Origin of the sequence: Brenneria sp. hezel4-2-4 (assembly GCF_013155275.1) — a bacterium.
Classification (GTDB): domain Bacteria; phylum Pseudomonadota; class Gammaproteobacteria; order Enterobacterales; family Enterobacteriaceae; genus Brenneria.
Genome location: NZ_JABJXS010000001.1, coordinates 32,344 through 49,480 on the forward strand (window position 1 = coordinate 32,344; position 17,137 = coordinate 49,480).

The 17,137-nt window shown below is 58.0% G+C and carries 19 protein-coding genes; 14 read left to right on the forward strand and 5 right to left on the reverse strand.

Translation table 11 applies throughout. The features are described 5' to 3' along the window. The first annotated feature begins 6 nt into the window (after nucleotides 1–6). The 4 genes from nifD to HOY33_RS00105 are packed head-to-tail and all read left to right on the forward strand — an operon-like array spanning nucleotide 7 to nucleotide 4,071. Nucleotides 7–1,455 carry a nitrogenase molybdenum-iron protein alpha chain gene (gene nifD / locus HOY33_RS00090; RefSeq protein ID WP_172287518.1) on the forward strand — a complete coding sequence of 483 codons (1,449 nt, stop codon included), beginning with the start codon at nucleotides 7–9 and terminating at the stop codon, nucleotides 1,453–1,455. Nucleotides 1,456–1,514: 59 nt separating this feature from the next. Beyond that, complete coding sequence (gene nifK, locus HOY33_RS00095; RefSeq protein ID WP_172287520.1) at nucleotides 1,515–3,080, forward strand: nitrogenase molybdenum-iron protein subunit beta; 1,566 nt, start codon at nucleotides 1,515–1,517, stop codon at nucleotides 3,078–3,080. Nucleotides 3,081–3,138: 58 nt separating this feature from the next. After that, nucleotides 3,139–3,354, forward strand: coding sequence for a putative nitrogen fixation protein NifT (gene nifT / locus HOY33_RS00100; protein ID WP_172287521.1), 216 nt, complete (start codon nucleotides 3,139–3,141; stop codon nucleotides 3,352–3,354). 51 nt (nucleotides 3,355–3,405) lie between these two features. Further along, a complete protein-coding gene (locus HOY33_RS00105) occupies nucleotides 3,406–4,071 on the forward strand; it encodes a NifB/NifX family molybdenum-iron cluster-binding protein (protein WP_172288750.1) in 666 nt (221 codons plus the stop codon). Nucleotides 4,072–4,111: 40 nt separating this feature from the next. Here HOY33_RS00105 and dld read toward each other — a convergent pair whose 3' ends face one another. Beyond that, on the reverse strand, nucleotides 4,112–5,857 hold the full coding sequence (gene dld / locus HOY33_RS00110; RefSeq protein WP_172287523.1) for a D-lactate dehydrogenase: 1,746 nt from the start codon (nucleotides 5,855–5,857) through the stop codon (nucleotides 4,112–4,114). Nucleotides 5,858–6,093: 236 nt separating this feature from the next. Here dld and nifE point away from each other — a divergent pair, with 236 nt between their 5' ends. The 10 genes from nifE (at nucleotide 6,094) to nifM (ending at nucleotide 14,773) form a co-directional block, all read left to right on the forward strand. Next, nucleotides 6,094–7,470 (forward strand): nitrogenase iron-molybdenum cofactor biosynthesis protein NifE, encoded by a 1,377-nt coding sequence (gene nifE / locus HOY33_RS00115; RefSeq protein ID WP_172287524.1) that lies wholly within the window; start codon nucleotides 6,094–6,096, stop codon nucleotides 7,468–7,470. Nucleotides 7,471–7,485: 15 nt separating this feature from the next. After that, a complete protein-coding gene (nifN, locus tag HOY33_RS00120; RefSeq protein ID WP_172287526.1) occupies nucleotides 7,486–8,886 on the forward strand; it encodes a nitrogenase iron-molybdenum cofactor biosynthesis protein NifN in 1,401 nt (466 codons plus the stop codon). Next, on the forward strand, nucleotides 8,874–9,332 hold the full coding sequence (locus HOY33_RS00125; protein ID WP_172287527.1) for a NifB/NifX family molybdenum-iron cluster-binding protein: 459 nt from the start codon (nucleotides 8,874–8,876) through the stop codon (nucleotides 9,330–9,332). The genes nifN and HOY33_RS00125 overlap by 13 nt, the downstream gene beginning before the upstream one ends. A gap of 150 nt (nucleotides 9,333–9,482) precedes the next feature. Continuing rightward, on the forward strand, nucleotides 9,483–9,800 hold the full coding sequence (locus tag HOY33_RS00130; protein WP_172287529.1) for a hypothetical protein: 318 nt from the start codon (nucleotides 9,483–9,485) through the stop codon (nucleotides 9,798–9,800). A 33-nt stretch (nucleotides 9,801–9,833) separates the two neighbouring features. Continuing rightward, nucleotides 9,834–10,703: a Fe-S cluster assembly protein NifU gene (gene nifU / locus HOY33_RS00135; RefSeq protein ID WP_172287530.1), complete on the forward strand. Its 870-nt coding sequence runs from the start codon at nucleotides 9,834–9,836 to the stop codon at nucleotides 10,701–10,703. Nucleotides 10,704–10,714: 11 nt separating this feature from the next. Next, nucleotides 10,715–11,905, forward strand: a complete 1,191-nt coding sequence (gene nifS / locus HOY33_RS00140) for a cysteine desulfurase NifS (protein WP_172287532.1) — start codon at nucleotides 10,715–10,717, stop codon at nucleotides 11,903–11,905. Between the two features lie 17 nt (nucleotides 11,906–11,922). Next, nucleotides 11,923–13,068, forward strand: coding sequence for a homocitrate synthase (gene nifV, locus HOY33_RS00145; protein WP_172287534.1), 1,146 nt, complete (start codon nucleotides 11,923–11,925; stop codon nucleotides 13,066–13,068). Nucleotides 13,069–13,141: 73 nt separating this feature from the next. Further along, nucleotides 13,142–13,489: a nitrogenase-stabilizing/protective protein NifW gene (locus HOY33_RS00150; protein ID WP_172287535.1), complete on the forward strand. Its 348-nt coding sequence runs from the start codon at nucleotides 13,142–13,144 to the stop codon at nucleotides 13,487–13,489. Further along, nucleotides 13,486–13,932 carry a nitrogen fixation protein NifZ gene (locus tag HOY33_RS00155; protein ID WP_172287537.1) on the forward strand — a complete coding sequence of 149 codons (447 nt, stop codon included), beginning with the start codon at nucleotides 13,486–13,488 and terminating at the stop codon, nucleotides 13,930–13,932. The genes HOY33_RS00150 and HOY33_RS00155 overlap by 4 nt, the downstream gene beginning before the upstream one ends. Continuing rightward, nucleotides 13,919–14,773 (forward strand): nitrogen fixation protein NifM, encoded by an 855-nt coding sequence (gene nifM / locus HOY33_RS00160; protein ID WP_172287538.1) that lies wholly within the window; start codon nucleotides 13,919–13,921, stop codon nucleotides 14,771–14,773. Before HOY33_RS00155 ends, nifM begins: the two co-directional genes overlap by 14 nt. Before the next feature lie 176 nt (nucleotides 14,774–14,949). Here the strand turns inward: nifM and HOY33_RS00165 are convergent, their stop codons facing one another. Genes HOY33_RS00165 through rsxG form a run of 4 tightly spaced genes read right to left on the reverse strand, consistent with a single transcriptional unit; the run spans nucleotide 14,950 to nucleotide 17,136 of the window. Next, nucleotides 14,950–15,477, reverse strand: a complete 528-nt coding sequence (locus HOY33_RS00165; protein ID WP_172287540.1) for a flavodoxin — start codon at nucleotides 15,475–15,477, stop codon at nucleotides 14,950–14,952. A gap of 24 nt (nucleotides 15,478–15,501) precedes the next feature. Next, on the reverse strand, nucleotides 15,502–15,759 hold the full coding sequence (locus HOY33_RS00170; RefSeq protein WP_172287541.1) for an RnfH family protein: 258 nt from the start codon (nucleotides 15,757–15,759) through the stop codon (nucleotides 15,502–15,504). After that, a complete protein-coding gene (locus tag HOY33_RS00175) occupies nucleotides 15,756–16,493 on the reverse strand; it encodes an electron transport complex subunit E (protein ID WP_172287543.1) in 738 nt (245 codons plus the stop codon). The genes HOY33_RS00170 and HOY33_RS00175 overlap by 4 nt, the downstream gene beginning before the upstream one ends. Next, a complete protein-coding gene (rsxG, locus tag HOY33_RS00180) occupies nucleotides 16,486–17,136 on the reverse strand; it encodes an electron transport complex subunit RsxG (RefSeq protein WP_172287544.1) in 651 nt (216 codons plus the stop codon). Before rsxG ends, HOY33_RS00175 begins: the two co-directional genes overlap by 8 nt. Between the last annotated feature and the right edge of the window lies 1 nt (nucleotide 17,137).

The following is a 17,137-nucleotide window of genomic DNA, read 5'->3' on the forward strand; positions in this document are numbered from 1 at the left end:
CAGCACATGACAGACACCATTACGCAACAGAATCAGGCGCTGATTCAGGAAGTGCTGGAAGTCTTTCCCGAGAAAACCCGGAAAGAACGCGCCAAACACATCATGACCGTTGACGAAGGGATGGAATCGGTCGGGAAATGCATGACGTCCAACCGCAAGTCTCAGCCAGGGGTGATGACGGTACGCGGTTGCGCCTATGCCGGTTCCAAAGGGGTGGTTTTCGGGCCGATTAAAGATATGGCGCACATTTCCCACGGGCCGATTGGCTGCGGGCAATACTCCCGCGCCGGTCGACGTAATTATTATACCGGGGTGAGCGGCGTCGACAGCTTCGGCACCCTGAATTTCACCTCGGATTTTCAGGAAAAAGACATTGTTTTCGGCGGCGATAAAAAGCTGCGCAAGCTGATTGATGAGCTTGAACTGCTGTTCCCGCTGACCAAAGGGATCAGTATCCAGTCAGAATGCCCGGTCGGGCTGATTGGCGATGATATTGAAGCCGTCGCGCGCTCGGCCAAAGAGGCGCTCGGCAAGCCGGTGGTGCCGGTGCGTTGTGAAGGGTTCCGTGGCGTATCGCAGTCGCTCGGTCACCATATCGCCAACGATGTTATCCGCGACTGGGTGCTGCCCGCGCGAGACGACCAACCGTTTGCCGCCACACCGTATGACGTCGCCATCATTGGCGACTACAACATCGGCGGCGATGCCTGGTCTTCCCGTATTCTGCTGGAGGAAATAGGGCTGCGGGTGGTGGCGCAATGGTCCGGGGACGGCACGCTGATTGAAATGGAAAATACCCCCAAGGTGAAGCTCAATCTGGTGCACTGCTATCGCTCCATGAACTATATCTCCCGTCATATGGAAGAGAAATACGGCATTCCCTGGCTGGAGTACAATTTCTTTGGGCCGACGCAGATCGCCGCCTCGCTGCGTAAGATCGCCAGCCAGTTCGACAGCGTTATTCAGGCCAACGCCGAAGCGGTGATCGCCCGCTATCAGGCACAGACCGACGCGGTGATCGCCAAATACCGCCCGCGTCTGGAAGGGAAGAAAGTGCTGCTGTATATCGGTGGGTTACGTCCCCGTCACGTGATTGGCTCGTATGAAGATCTCGGCATGGAGATCATCGCCGCCGGGTATGAGTTTGCGCATAACGATGACTATGACCGTACCTTGCCGGAGCTGAAGCAGGGCACCCTGTTGTTCGATGACGCCAGCACCTATGAGCTGGAAGAGTTTGTCAAGCGGCTGAAACCCGATCTGGTGGGCTCGGGTATTAAAGAGAAGTACGTGTTCCAGAAGATGGGGGTGCCGTTTCGGCAGATACACTCCTGGGATTACTCCGGTCCTTATCACGGCTACGACGGCTTTGCGATCTTCGCCCGTGACATGGATATGACGCTGAATAACCCGTGCTGGAAACAGTTAACCGCGCCCTGGCTGAAATCCGCCTGAGGCCTGACGACCCGTTTATCCCGTAAGTTCACCGATTCGTGGCGCGGGAGGAGAATGCGATGAGCCAGAATACCGAGAAAGTGAAACCCTGTTATCCGCTGTTTGAACAGCCGGAATATCAGGCGCTGTTTGCCAGCAAAAGCGAACTGGAAGAATCACACAGCGCGGAGCGTGTGCAGGAAGTCTTTGAATGGACCACCACGCCGGAATATGAGGCGCTTAATTTTCAGCGTGAGGCGCTGACCGTTGACCCGGCGAAAGCCTGTCAACCGTTGGGCGCGGTGCTGTGTTCGCTGGGATTTGAGAAAACCTTGCCATATGTGCACGGTTCCCAGGGATGCGTCGCCTATTTTCGTACCTACTTTAACCGTCACTTTAAAGAGCCGGTAGCCTGCGTTTCCGACTCGATGACCGAAGACGCGGCGGTGTTCGGCGGCAATAACAACATGAACCAGGGGCTGCAAAACGCCAGCGCCCTGTATAAACCGGAAGTGATCGCGGTTTCCACCACCTGTATGGCGGAGGTCATCGGCGATGATTTGCAGGCCTTTATCAGCAACGCCAAAAAAGATGGCTTTGTGGCCGATGGCATCGAGGTGCCTTATGCCCATACGCCCAGTTTTATCGGCAGCCATATCACCGGCTGGGACAATATGTTCGAAGGCTTTGCCCGTACCTTTACGCAGGGCGTTGAGGGATATCAGGCCGGCAGCAACGGCAAGATCAATTTGGTCACCGGATTTGAAACCTATCTCGGCAATTATCGGGTGCTGAAACGGATGATGGCGCAGATGGCGGTGCCGTGCTCGCTGCTGTCCGATCCGTCGGAGGTGCTGGATACGCCGGCCGACGGTCATTTCCGCATGTATGCCGGCGGCACCACGCAGGCTGAAATGCGCGATGCGCCAAACGCCATCGACACGCTGTTGCTGCAACCCTGGCATTTGGTGAAAAGCAAAAAAGTAGTGAAAGAAGACTGGGGGCAACCCGGTACGGAGGTTTCGGTTCCAATGGGACTGGCCGCCACCGATGATTTTCTGATGACCGTGAGCCAACTGACAGGGAAACCCATTGCCGAAGAGCTGGTTCTGGAACGCGGCCGGCTGGTCGATATGATGATGGACTCCCACACCTGGCTGCACGGCAAGCGTTTTGGCGTCTATGGCGATCCCGATTTTCTAATGGGCCTGACCCGCTTTCTGCTGGAACTGGGCTGCGAACCGGCGGTTATCCTTTGCCATAATGGCTCCAAGCGCTGGCTGAAGGCGATGAACAAACTGCTGGAGTCGTCGCCGTATGGCAAAGACAGCGAGGTGTTTATCAACTGCGACCTGTGGCATTTCCGCTCGCTGATGTTCACCCGTCATCCGGACTTTATGATCGGCAACTCATACGGCAAGTTTATCCAGCGTGATACCAAAGCCAAAGGCGACCGGTTTGAAGTGCCGCTGATCCGCATCGGTTTCCCGATCTTCGATCGCCACCATCTACATCGGGCGACGACCTGGGGTTACGAAGGGGCGATGACGATGCTGACCACGCTGGTGAACGCCATCCTGGAAAAACTCGATCAGGATACGATGGCGCTGGGTAAAACCGACTACGGTTATGACCTGATTCGCTGACGATAACGCCGTTCCGCCCCAAAGGCGGCACGGTTTTTTCCGATCCACCGGAGGACGTATGGCCAGTATCATTCTTCGTCAGCTTGCTGACGGCATCCATTGCTATATTGCCAAAAAAGATCTGGAAGCCAGAGTCACGTTTCTGGAGTTCGACCGGCCCGACTGCTGGGGCGGGCGGATCCAACTGGAAGGGGGACAAGACTGGTTTGTTACGCCGTTAACGGAAAAACCCACGTTTCCCGTCACCTTACGGGCGAAGAAATGTGAAGGTTAACGGCTGCCTACGGCCTTTCGAACACCACAACTACCGGAGATGCTCATGAGCCTGACTCGGGACGATTTACTTTTCTGGCGGCTATTCGCCCTGGCGCAACTGCTGCCGGAAATTGCACCCGCAACGTTGATTAACTGGCTGGAAACCACCTGCGACGAGGCGCTGACGCTGGAGCGCCTGTCCGCACTGTCGCTTGACGAATTATCCCGCCATCTCCCTTTGGATAAGGCTGCGCTGAGCGTAGCCCGCTGGCAGCAAATCATGGATTGCCTGCACGGTAATCTTCCCCCCCATTTGACCGCGCAATCCGAGCGCAAGCAGGGGCAACAGCTACAGGTGGCGTTCGCTTCCAGCAACGGTCTGACGGTTAACGGCCACTTCGGTCAGTGCCGCCTGTTTTTTATTTACGCCTGGGATCGGCAGGGACCGTTTCTCAGCGGATTACGCCGTTATCAGCCGCAGGAGGGAGAAGACGGAAACGAAGGACGGCTGCGGCTGCTGACCGATTGTCATCTGCTGTTTTGCGAATCGATCGGCGGGCCGGCGGCGGCCAAGGTGATCCGGCATAATATCCACCCGATCAAGGTGCCGGCGGCCACCACCATTGACGAGCAATTACGGGCGCTGCAAGGGATGATTAGCGAGCATATGCCGCCCTGGCTGGCAAAACGGCTGGGCAAAGACAATCCGTTGCAACAGCGGCAGTTCGGCTTTTAATCTGCGACCTGAGGGGCACGGAGCGTGCCCCTCAGGGGGATTAGCGATGGCTGTCGCCGCAGTCGCAGCCCCAGTTTTTCAGCTTCGAGGTTTTGCCAATTCCCGGGTTGAGGCTATTGGTCGGATCGTTGTGCTGATAAAACGCTTTAAGTTGAGGCTTAGCCTGGTACAGATGCCCGACGTTATGCTCGGCCGGATACTCCGCGCCGCGTTGGTCGAGTAGGGCCAGCATTTTCTCTTTCAGCTTATGCACATCGACGCCTTTCTTCACGATGTAATCCTGATGGAAGACGTAGCACATGAAGTGACCGTAATACAGACGGTGTTCCAGCATGTCATCAAACTCCGCCGGCAGGTGCTCAAACCATTCGTGATCGTTACGCCGCAGGGCGATATCCAGCGGCAAAATGTTTTCCACTTCTTTGCTGTGTACCGCATGGTAGCGGATCGCCGCCCCGGCCGCCGCAAAGCGGTGCAGAAAAGCTTTGGCGCCTTCTTTCTGCGTACAGACAAAAAATTCGCCGTCGGCCTCGCGGAAATACTGCTCCAGCCACTGACGAGCCTCTTCAATGCCGTCGCCGGCCATTTTCAGCATCAGGTGATGTTCAAAGCGATCGCGATAGGCTTTCAGCCGATCAGGCAGGTGTGAAGGCAGCAGGCGGCTGAGTAACTGCATGGTGCGATCCACCAAATGTGACGGCAGAAAGGGCACTTTACCGAAGATCGCGTCCATCCGTCCTTTCAGATTAAAGAACATCGGCATTTTATCGGTGCCCAGCTTGTCGATCATGATGAACGTGTCTTTACCGTAAATTTCGGCCATATTGAACATATCGCGGTGCAGATATTCACCCGCCACCGGCAGGTTTTTAAAGTTGGCGAGAATATGACGACGCAGTTCGGTCAACACCTGCGGCTGATTGGTGCCGATATAGAACACCTGCTGCGACTTTTGCGCCGGGAAGGTATCCAGACGGACGGCGAAAACCGCCAGCTTCCCGGCGCAGCCCGCGGCCTCAAACAAACGGCGTTCATCGGCGTTAAAGCGTGACGGCGTGTCCGCGTCCACATCACGGATACGTTCGGCATATTCATGGTCGGACGCCTGCCGCTCGTCGTGGATCACATCCTGAGCGCGGTATTGCTTTGACTCCAGACGGGTCAGGATCTCTTCCGGGGTATTTCCCAGCTTGATCCCCAGATGGTTAATCAATTCCGCCTGTCCCTGTTCATTCACTCGTCCGTAAAGCGCCATTTCGGTATAGGCCGGGCCGCGGTGCACCAGCGAACCGCCGGAGTTGTTGCAGATACCGCCGATCACCGACGCGCCGATGCAGGAAGAGCCGATCACCGAATGCGGTTCGCGTCCCAGCGGCTTCAGCACCCGCTCCAGGTGCCACAGGGTACTGCCCGGCAGCGCCACAACCTGCTTGCCGCCGTCCAGTAATTGAACCTTATCCAGCCGCAAGGTATTGATAATCACGATTTCACGGTCGTAGCCATCGCCGCTCGGCGTCGAACCTTCCGTCAGACCGGTATTGGCCGCCTGCATCAGTACGATACGGCCGGCCTCGATACAGGCTTTGAACACTTTCCACTGTTCCAGCAGTGACGCGGGGAACACCACGGCCAGCGCATCGCCCTGACCCGAACGGAATCCTTTACGATAGCGCTCGGTTTTATGCTCATCGGTAAGGATATGGGATTGTCCGACAATGCTGGTTAGGGTGCGAATAAGCGTCTGAGAATTAACGGAGGAAGTTGGGGGGGTTGCATAGTCCTGCATGACAATGTGTCCTGGTAATTAATCTATAGATAGCGATAAAAGCATAGCGCTTACTTTGAATTTTGCTCACCGTTGTTGCGCCGTTAAGTCCTTGATTCCGTCTGCCCGCCTGACAATCATTGTTGGTTTTGTCGCACAAACGACAATGATAAATGATTAAAAATCAAATAATTAATTTCTGGCTCGCCAATTGCAGCAGGGATGATGGAGCCACATTAACGGTGCCGAGGTGAGTGATGAGAAAGAGTGAAATTGTGGCATTAATGGATCAGCCGGCCTGTGATCATAATGGCGGTCATAAAACCGGCTGTAGCGCCCCCAAACCCGGTTCGGCGGCGGGAGGCTGCGCATTTGACGGCGCGCAAATCACCCTGTTGCCGATTGCCGATGTCGCCCATCTGGTGCATGGCCCGATTGGCTGTGCGGGCAGTTCCTGGGATAACCGCGGCAGCCACAGCTCCGGGCCGCAGATTAATCGGCTGGGGTTTACCACCGATATGAGCGAGCAGGACGTGATCATGGGACACGGCGAGCGACGCCTGTTTCATGCAGTGCGCCATATCGTCGAGCGCTACCGTCCGGCGGCGGTGTTTATCTACAACACCTGCGTCCCGGCCATGGAGGGGGACGATATAGAAGCGGTGTGCCGGGCGGCGGAGCAGGTCAACCATGTTCCGGTTATCGCTATCGATGCCGCCGGATTTTACGGCAGTAAGAATCTGGGTAACCGCATTGCCGGCGATATTATGGCGAAAAAGGTGATCGGCGGCCGGGAACCCGCCCCCTGGCCGGAGGACTTCGCCATCCCGGAAGCGCAGGGACACAGCATCGGTCTGATTGGCGAGTACAACATCGCCGGCGAGTTCTGGCATGTATTGCCGCTGCTGGATCGATTGGGGATCCGCGTGCTGGGCAGCCTTTCCGGCGATGCCCGCTTTGCCGAGCTTCAGACGTTGCACCGCACCGAAGTCAATATGTTGGTGTGTTCCCGGGCGTTGATTAACGTGGCCCGCCATCTCGAAATTCACTATGGCACGCCGTGGTTTGAAGGCAGCTTTTACGGCATCCGCGAGATGTCATCCTCGCTGCGCACGCTGGCGGGGTTGCTGAACGATGCGGATTTGCAGGCAAGAACCGAAAAGCTTATCGAACAGGAAGAGCGGGCCGCCGGCCTGGCGCTGGAACCCTACCGTCAGCGGCTGCAAGGCAAGCGCGCGTTGCTGTACACCGGCGGCGTAAAGTCATGGTCGGTGGTGTCTGCGCTACAGGATCTGGGCCTTGAGGTGGTGGCGACCGGAACCAAAAAATCCACCGAAGAAGATAAGGCGCGCATCCGCGAACTGATGGGCGATGACGCCGTGATGCTGGAAGACGGCAACGCCCGCCTGCTGCTGGATACGGCCTATCGCTATAACGCCGACATCATGATTGCCGGCGGGCGCAACATGTACACCGCCTATAAAGCCCGCCTGCCATTTCTGGATATCAATCAAGAACGGGAACACGCCTTTGCCGGTTATCAGGGCATTGTCGCGCTGGCCCGTCAGCTTTGCCTGACGCTGGAAAGTCCAATCTGGCCGCAGGTGAATCGCCGGGCACCCTGGCATATCTGAGGAAGGAGAAGCGTAATGGCGCAGGTTTTAAAATCGGCAAAACCACTGGCGACCAGCCCGATTAAAAGCGGGCAGCCGCTGGGGGCTATTTTAGCCAGCATGGGGCTGGAGGGGGGTATCCCGTTGGTGCATGGCGCCCAGGGGTGCAGCGCATTTGCCAAAGTGTTTTTCATTCAGCACTTCCACGACCCGATCCCCCTGCAAACCACCGCGATGGATCCGGTCACCACCATCATGGGATCGAACGATAACATCCTGGCCGCCTTGTCGTTACTGTGCGAGCGCCATAACCCGAAGGTGATCGTGGTGCTGAGCACCGGTCTGTCGGAGGCGCAGGGAACGGATCTGGCGTTTGCCTTACGCCAGTTCAGAGAAGGCTATCCCAAATATCAGTCCGTCGCCGTGGTCACGGCCAGTTCGCCGGACTTTTACGGATCGATGGAAAATGGCTATGCCACCGTGCTGGAAAGCGTGATTGAACAATGCGTGCCGACGTTGCCGACCGCCAGCGTGATACGCAAAAAGCGGGTGAATCTGCTGCTGGGGCATATGCTGACGCCCGGCGATCATGAACAGATCCGCAGCTATGTCGAGGCGTTCGGCCTGCAACCGATTATCCTGCCCGATCTGGCGGGGTCGCTGGACGGCCATCTGGCGGAGGGTGATTTTTCCGCCTTGACCCAGGGCGGTACGCCGCTGCGCCTGCTGGAACAGATGGGGCAGAGCGCGTCCACCGTGGCCATCGGGGTATCGCTACAGCGGGCCTCGCGCCTGCTGGAAAGCCGCAGCCATACGCCATCGCTCTGGCTGCCGCACTTGATGACGTTAGACCAGTGCGATGCGTTTATCGATCATCTGCGCCAGTTGTCCGGCCGCGAGGTGCCGAACTGGATCGCCCGTCAACGCGGTCAGTTGCAGGACGCGATGATTGATACCCATGTCTGGTTACAGGACAAGCGGCTGGCGATTGCGGCAGAAGGCGATCTGCTGGCCGCCTGGCTGGATTTCGCCATCAGTCAGGGGATCCGCCCCGCGTGTGTGGTCGCCCCGGCGAACCAACCCGGTTTATCTTCACTGCCCGTCGCCGAGGTGCAAATCGGCGATCTGGAAGACATGGACGATAAGTTACAATGTCACTCAGCGGATATGCTGTGCGCCAACTCGCATGCGGCGTCGCTGGCGCAGAAATACCATCTGCCGCTGGTGCGTATCGGTTTTCCGCTGTTCGATCGCATCGGCGAATTTCGCCGTCTGCGGCAGGGTTATGGCGGCATTCGCGATACCCTGTTTGAGTTGGCGAATGCCATGCGCCAGGCGCACCACGAACTCCCGGTTTATCACTCTCCGCTGAAGCAGGCTTTTCCCTCTGCCGTTACGCAGCAACCCATCATGGAGATAAAGCCATGCGACATTTAACCCGTCAGTTGGCGATCCCCTCTGTCGATAGCTGGATTATTCGCATCGCGTTTGCCAGCGTCGATTTACGCGTCGTCGATCAGCATTTTGGTTCATCGCCGCGTCTGGCGATTTATGGCATCCGTCGTGATGAAGTACAACTGCTGGAAGTGGCTGATTTCACCGTCTTGCACGGACACAGCGAAGATAAACTGCTCAGCCGAATCAGCGCGGTGGAAGGTTGTTTTACCCTCTACTGCACGGCTATCGGCGATACGGCGTTCAGACAACTGCTGGCCATTGGGGTGCGGGCGGTGAACGTTGCCAACAATACCCCGATCGCCATGCTGCTGGCCGATGCGCAGGCGTTGTGCGACGAGGGACGGATCAGGAAATCCCTGCGGAAAAAAGACAGCAACCGTTTTGACGCCATGATGCAGGAAAGCAGCTGGTACGACGAACAGTGAAACGTGTCGGCTGTGCGACAAAACCGACAATTACCGGCGTTTATGCAACAGCTCAACAATCACCTGCGTCGCTATCTCACTGATAAAAGAGATTTTTGTGACTGGCATCACATTTGCTCAACGATAAGTGTCAGGTACAGGAGCCAAACCATGATCTATATCGATGCGATGACCGTAAACCAACTCAGGCGGCGCCAGCAGCAGCGCGCTCAGCCTACCGCCGGACTGGCGCTGGTCGTCAGGGGCGATGCCTGCCGCGGCTGGACATTACAGATGATCTGGCGGACGCAGGCGTTACCGTACGAAGAATGCCATGACATCGCCGGGTTGCGGCTGTTCGCCGCCGAGCAACATTGGCGGCAGTTGGATCAGGCGCGCATCAGCTCGGATACGCAAGGTATCTGGGTGGAGTTTCAGCCGCTGGGATGCCGTTGTGAAGACGGGTCGTGCGCGGTGGCGACATTATAAGATCGTGAGCCGTAACAAACGGGAGAAGAGAGCATGTGGAATTATTCTGAGAAGGTAAAAGAGCATTTCTTTCATCCGCGTAACGCCCGTGTGGTGGAACAGGCGAATGCGGTGGGCGATGTCGGTTCTCTCAGCTGCGGCGATGCCCTGCGGTTGATGTTGCGGGTCGATCCCGATAGCGAAGTGATTCAGGAAGCCGGATTTCAAACTTTTGGCTGCGGCAGCGCCATCGCCTCTTCATCGGCCTTGACCGAGCTGATTATCGGTAAAACGCTGGACGCCGCCTCGCAGGTGACCAACCGGGATATTGCCGATTATCTTGATGGCTTGCCGCCGGAGAAAATGCACTGTTCCGTCATGGGACAAGAAGCGTTGCGGGTGGCGATTGCCAACTATCGCGGCGAAACGCTGAATGAGGATCACGAAGAGGGCGCGCTGATCTGCAAATGCTTTGCCGTTGACGAAGGGCAAATTAAACGGGCGGTGCTGACCAACGGGCTGACCTCGCTGGAAGAGGTCATTCAGTACACCAAAGCCGGCGGCGGATGCACGGCATGCCATGAAAAAATCGAGCAGGCGCTGAGCACCATTTTAGCCGCCGCCGGCGATAACCCGACGGCGGTGGAGGGAAAAGAGAAAAGCGAACGCTGGCGGGCGGTGGAAGAGGTGATTGCCGGACTGCGGCCGCATATCCAGATGGACGGGGGCGACATCACGCTGGTCAAGGTAACGGACGATGAGGTGCGCGTCGCGCTGTCCGGCAGTTGCAACGGCTGCATGATGACCGACATGACGCTGGGCTGGCTGCAACAGAAGCTGCTGGAACGGCTGGGGGTGGTTATCCGCGTGGTTATCGATACGCCCGCCGCCGCCGGGGTCATTCTCCAGACTTCTGACCTTTAAGGAATGCGCATATGAAATCAATCTATCTGGATAACAACGCCACTACCCGTCTGGATCCGATGGTGCTGGAAGCCATGCTGCCGTTTTTGCAGGATCAGTACGGCAACCCGTCGTCGATTCATGACTTTGGCGAACCCTCCCGTCGCGCGCTGGCCAAAGCGCGCGAGCAGGTCGCCAGTTTTCTGGGCGCGCGCCACGACAGTGAAGTTATCTTCACCTCCTGCGCGACCGAAGCGACATCGACCGCCATTCTCTCCGCGGTGGAAGCCTTTCCCGCCCGGCGTGAAATCATCACCACGGCGGTGGAGCACCCGGCTACGCTGGAGGTGTGTGAACATTTGGAGCGGCAAGGCTATAAGATCCATCGGCTGGGGGTAAACGAACAGGGCGCGCTGGATTTGGATGTCTACCGCGCCTTATTGCATGACGGCGTCGCGCTGGTGAGCGTGATGTGGGCGAATAACGAAACCGGGGTGCTGTTTCCGGTCGAACAGATGGCGCAACTGGCCCACGAACAGGGCATTTTGTTTCACTGCGATGCCGTACAGGCGCTGGGGAAAGTACCGGTCTCGGTGGCGGATTCAGCCATTGATATGCTCTCATGTTCGGCGCATAAAATTCACGGACCGAAAGGCACCGGTTGCCTGTGGCTGCGGCGCGGCACGCGCTTTCGTCCGCTATTGCGCGGCGGACATCAGGAGCGCGGGCGGCGGGCGGGCACGGAAAATATTGCCGGTATCGTCGGTATGGGCATGGCGAGCGAACTGGCCGCCATCCACCTGCCGATGATGAACGCCAGCATCGCTCCGCTGCGCGACCAATTGGAAGCCGGGTTGCAGACCATCGCCGGCACCCGGGTGATGGGCGCCGGGCAGCCGCGCACGCCGAACACGCTCAATATCGCCTTTGAATTTATCGAGGGGGAGGCCATTTTGCTGATGCTGAATCAGGCAGGGATTGCGGCTTCCAGCGGCAGCGCCTGTACCTCCGGTTCGCTGGAACCTTCCCACGTCATGCGGGCGATGAGCATTCCCTATACCGCCGCGCACGGCAGCATCCGTTTTTCGCTATCGCGCTATACGCGCGAAAAAGAGATCGACTACGTACTCGAACAGATCCCGCCGGTGATCGACCGTTTACGTGCGCTGTCGCCTTACTGGCAGCAGGGGAAACCGGGTGAATTCGCGCCCGCCTGGGGTTAACCGGGGAGATTCCGCCGATGAAAACCATCGTCATTAATGACACCACGCTGCGTGATGGCGAGCAAAGTCCGGGCGTGGCCTTCAGCGCCAGTGAAAAATTGGCGATTGCCGAATCGCTGGCGCGGGCGGGCGTACCGGAGCTGGAGGTTGGCACGCCCGCGATGGGCGAAGAGGAGTGCGCACGCATTTATCAGATCCGTCAGGCGTTGCCGGATATCAGCCTGATGGCCTGGTGTCGGCTTAATGAACAGGATATTCAGCAGGCGGCGCGGCTGGGGGTGAACTGGGTCGATATTTCGCTGCCGGTGTCCGCCTGTTTACGGCAGTTCAAAGTCGGCCTGCCGTGGGCCGACATGCTGCGGCGGCTCAGCGACCTGATCCCGTTTGCCCTGTCGCAGGGGCTTAAGGTGTGCGTCGGCGGTGAAGACGCCTCACGCGCCAGTGAGGCGGATTTGGCGGCGGTGGCGCAGGTGGCGATCGTCGCCGGCGCCCGCCGGATGCGCTTTGCCGATACGCTGGGATTGCTCGATCCGTTTTCGACCCTGCGCCAGATCCGGCAGCTACGGCGGTATTGGCCGGGCGAATTGGAGATCCATGCCCACAACGACTTTGGCATGGCGACGGCAAACACGCTGGCGGCGGTGCGCGCCGGCGCTACGCACGTCAGCACCACCGTTCTGGGATTGGGCGAGCGGGCGGGCAACGCCGCGCTGGAACAGGTGGTGCTGGGGTTGTCGCATACGCAGCTGGGCGACAGCCAGATTGATACCCGTCAACTGTCGGCCCTGTGCCGACAGGTCGCCGCCGCCGCCGGGGAAAATATTCCTTACCGGCAGCCGCTGGTGGGCGATCGGGTATTCACTCATGAATCGGGCGTACACGTGGCCGGTCTGTTGCAGGGCGTGGAGAGCTATCAGAGCATCCCGCCACAGTTGCTGGGGCGGGAACATCAACTGGTGTTGGGCAAACATTCCGGCCGGCGGGCGCTGGAAGCGGTGTTCGCACAGCTTGGGCTGCCGGTGAGCGCGACGCAAATTCCGCTGCTTCAGCAGGCGCTGCGCGCGTTTGCGGAAACCGATAAACGCAGTCCCACCCGCGATGAGCTTTACCGTCTGTATTGGGGGATAAGCGACACACCGGCCACGGCGCTTAACGTTGTCTGAAGGCCGAGGACTCCCTGAAAAATAAGTCCGCATAAAAATGTGGCTAAGAGACAGGGTCTTAAGGGGGATAAGTATGGACTGGTTTGATGAACTGCCCGGCGTAAGCCAGTTAGAGAGCGCCGAGGATTTTCTGCGCTTTTTCGCCATTGCATTTGATGAGCAGAGCGTGCGGGTTAAACATCTGCATATTCTGCATGCTTTCAACCTGCGGCTGCGGCGATATCAACCCGATGATGAGCCGGATCTCGCGCCGCAACAGCGTCAGCGATACCGGCTCGAACAGGTCCGATCGATGTTGCGGGAAAGCTATTGGCACGTTGTCGGCGGCGAACTGCGGGAGCGCTCGCCGCTGAAAGTGTATCAACGCACCGCCCGCTGTTTTATCCCCTGGCTGCTGTTGGATGAAGGAGAGCATAGATGAAACCCCGGTTTGAATTTGGCGAAGCGGTGCGGGTGATCCGTACCCTGCGCAATGACGGCACTTTTCCGGCGCTGGCGCGCGGTGAGCAACTGGTGCGGCGCGGTACGGTGGGCTATGTGCGGGAATGGGGCACGTTTTTGCAGGACAATATTATCTATCAGGTACATTTTCTGGATGACGATCGCATCGTGGGATGTCGCGAGCACGAACTGCTTCCCGCCTCGGCGCCGTGGGTCGATGGGGTTTTCCAATACGGCGATTGGGTCTCCGCCGCCATGATTCTGGCTACCGATCATCATATCCGGGTACAGGCCGGAGAGGTCGGCCAGGTTATGGGCGTTGAACGAGATAGACAACCGATGCAGTTTATCGTGCTGTTCGGCGGCACATTGTTACAGGTGCCGGAATACGCTTTGGAGGCCCTCGATCATGACAGCCTGTAAAACGGAAATCTTCTCCATGTGGCAACGCTATTGCCAACTCAAGTTATCCTTATCGCTTTATCACTGTCTGCCGTGGCAGTTAACGTCAACGCAGCAGGCCGAATTTAGCCAACGGTTGGCGCATCAGTGGCGGCTGGAAAGCGCTATTCAGGCGCAGGCGAAACAACAGGGTATACGGGCGGATGAGCAAAGCATCATTACCGCACAGTATGTGCTGCGCACTTTTTTCGATGATGAACCAGCCTGGCATGATGCATTGAGACGCGCGGGTATTAATGAAACCGGACTGCGACAGGCGCTGGCGCATGAGGCCACGTTAACCGCGATGCTTGAAACGGTCGCGGATCGGGCGCCGCCGGTCAGCGATAGCGAGATAGAGACAGGGTATCAGCAAAATAGGTCTCGTTTTCAGCAGCCGGAGAAGCGGTTGGCGCACCATTTATTACTGGTGGTGGATGAAACGCTGGCTGATTCCGGCCGCGATAGCGTGGCGGACAGAATGGCGACGCTGCAACGGCGGTTACAGATAGATCCTCGCCGTTTCTCCCGGCTGGCGAAGCGTTTTTCCGAGTGCCCCACGGCGTTGGAAGGCGGTAAGTTGGGATGGGTTAAGCCGGGAATGCTGTACCCTGAACTGGACAGGGTCTTATTTTCACTGGAGGCGGATGCGCTTAGCCCGGTGGTGGAAAGCCCGATGGGTCTGCATATTCTCTGGTGCCAAGCGATTCAGCCCGCCGGAGAACTCCCCAAAACACAGGCGCTAGCGCAAATCCGCCAGCAGTGGCGGGAAACGCGCCGTCAGCAGTATCAGCGCCGGTGGCTGGCGGAGATTTTGCGTTAAATCGGGTTGGTTAAGCCCGCGCCTCCCCGCCTTCGCGATGAGGCATCATCCCGATAGCCGTTGACGGTTCCAGCGAGAGATCCCCGCCTACTGCTGCGGGGATGACGGGTAGAGGCGTATAACGGAGTGGCGGAGAGTGACGGCGATGGCAAGACTGTGAACACCGTTTCCTGCTATTAAATCGTCGCCAGAAGCTCGCTGACCCACTGCGTGACGCGTTCTTCCGTCAGATCCTGCTGATTATCCTGATCCAACACCAGCCCGACGAAGCTGCCGCTTTCCAACGCCGCGGAGTCGGTGAAGGTATAGCCTTCGGCCGGCCATGTGCCGATGATGTTGGCGCCGGCCTCGCTGACGATGTCGTACAGCTCGCCCAATGCGCTGACAAAGGCATCGGGATAGCTGACCTGATCGCCTAGTCCGAACAGGGCGACGGTTTTGCCGCTCAGATCGGCGTTTGCCAATTCATCGGCGAACTCCGCCCATGATTCGCTCATACATTCCGCATCCAGACCGGGAAGTTGCCCGTCGCCCAGTGTGGGGGTGCCCAGAATCAAGGTGTCGTAGGCCAGCAAATCGCTGAGTGAGGCGCGGTTGATATTCACCGGTTCAGCGGCCTGTTCGCCCAGCTTTTGCTTGATAAGCTTAGCCACCTTGCGGGTTTTACCGGTGTCAGTTCCGAAAAAAATGCCGATAGTGCTCATGGTTACAGTCTCCTAAGACAAAAATTACTCATCGTCGTCCGCCTGCGCGGCGTTACGTTCAATCGGCAGATAGATTTCTACCCGATCGCCTTCGTGAATTTGGCTGTCGGCAGGACAAAGACGGCCATAAATCCCCATACGGTGAATGTCCGGATCCAGCGCGGGATACAGCGCCGGTAGCGGTGAGGCCAGAAAGGCCTGCCGCAACGTGACGGGCTCGGGCATCTCCATTTCGATGCAGCGGCTCTCGTCGCCGTTGGCGTGGGCAATGGTGAATTTCATCCGTGGCACCCTCCGCATCCGGCGCCGCAGCCGGAACCCGACGCCTCTTTCTTCAATACGTCGCGACCATAGCGCAATACTTTGACGCCGCGGATCGCCGCCAGCACCAATCCCATCACCACAAAACCGCCCGGCGGCAGTAACATCAGCAGGAAACCGTCATAGTTCGGCAGCAGGTGCATTTCCAGAAAATGGAACGCCGGCCCCAGCAACTGCTCGGCGCCGCTGAACAGCGTGCCGCTGCCGATGATTTCGCGGATCGCGCCCATCGAGGTCACTCCGAGGGTAAAACCGAGTCCTGTCGCCATGCCGTCCAACGTGGCGGCAAACGGCGGGTTATGGGCGGCAAAGGATTCCGCCCGGCCGAGCAGGGCGCAGTTCGCCACAATCAGCGGGATAAACAGCCCGAGGATTTTGTGCAGATCGTGCATCCAGGCGTTCATTGACAGATCAAGCAGCGTCACCAGGCTGGAAATGATCAGGATATAAACCGGGATCCGGATCTGATGCGGGGTGATATGCCGCAGTAGCGACACCAGCAGATTTGCCCCGGCCAGCACCGCGGTGGTCATCATCCCCATCCCGAAACCATTGGTCGCCGTGGTGGTCACGGCCATCAGCGGGCACAGGCCGAGGATCTGCACGTAGGTGATATTGTTGGTCCAAATCCCGCTGACCAGAATGTCCCGGTAGGCGGGACGCTCGGGCGGCGCGGTCGCGGTAATTTCACTCATGGGGTTTCTCCTCATTCAAGCCAAGCAACGCCGCGCGGTGACGTTGAAACAACAGCAGCGTTTGATGAACGCTTTTCACCACCGCGCGCGGGGTAATGGTGGCGCCGGTAAAGGCATCAAACTCGCCGCCGTCTTTTTTGACGCGCCACTGTTGCTCGGTGGTGTTTTGCAGCGATTTACCATTAAAACCCAGGATCCAGTCGCCGTGGCTCAGTTCGATTTTGTCTCCCAGTCCCGGCGTTTCGGTATGCGAGATGGTTCGCACGCCGGTAAGTTCGCCGTCGGCGTTAATGCCAATCAACAGGCTGATGACGCCGCTGTAGCCTCTTTCGGCGCCAAACATCACCACGCCGCTGGGTTGACCGCGCAGCGCGGCACGATAAATCCGTACCGATTGCCCCTCCAATGTCAGGGTAATTTCACTGTCGCTGAGCACATTATCGTGCAGCGCCGGCGGGAAAACGGCCGACAGCTGACGCTGGGTGTCTTCCTGATGACGCAGTTCAATTTCTTGATAGGTGGCCCACCACACGCCGCCGATCATCAGGCTGATCAACAGGGTAAAGGTGCCGAGCAATAAACTCAGGTTGATCGGGTGGCTGCGTGGCGGCCAGCGCAGCCCGTTGTAAGAGGCAGAAGCCATA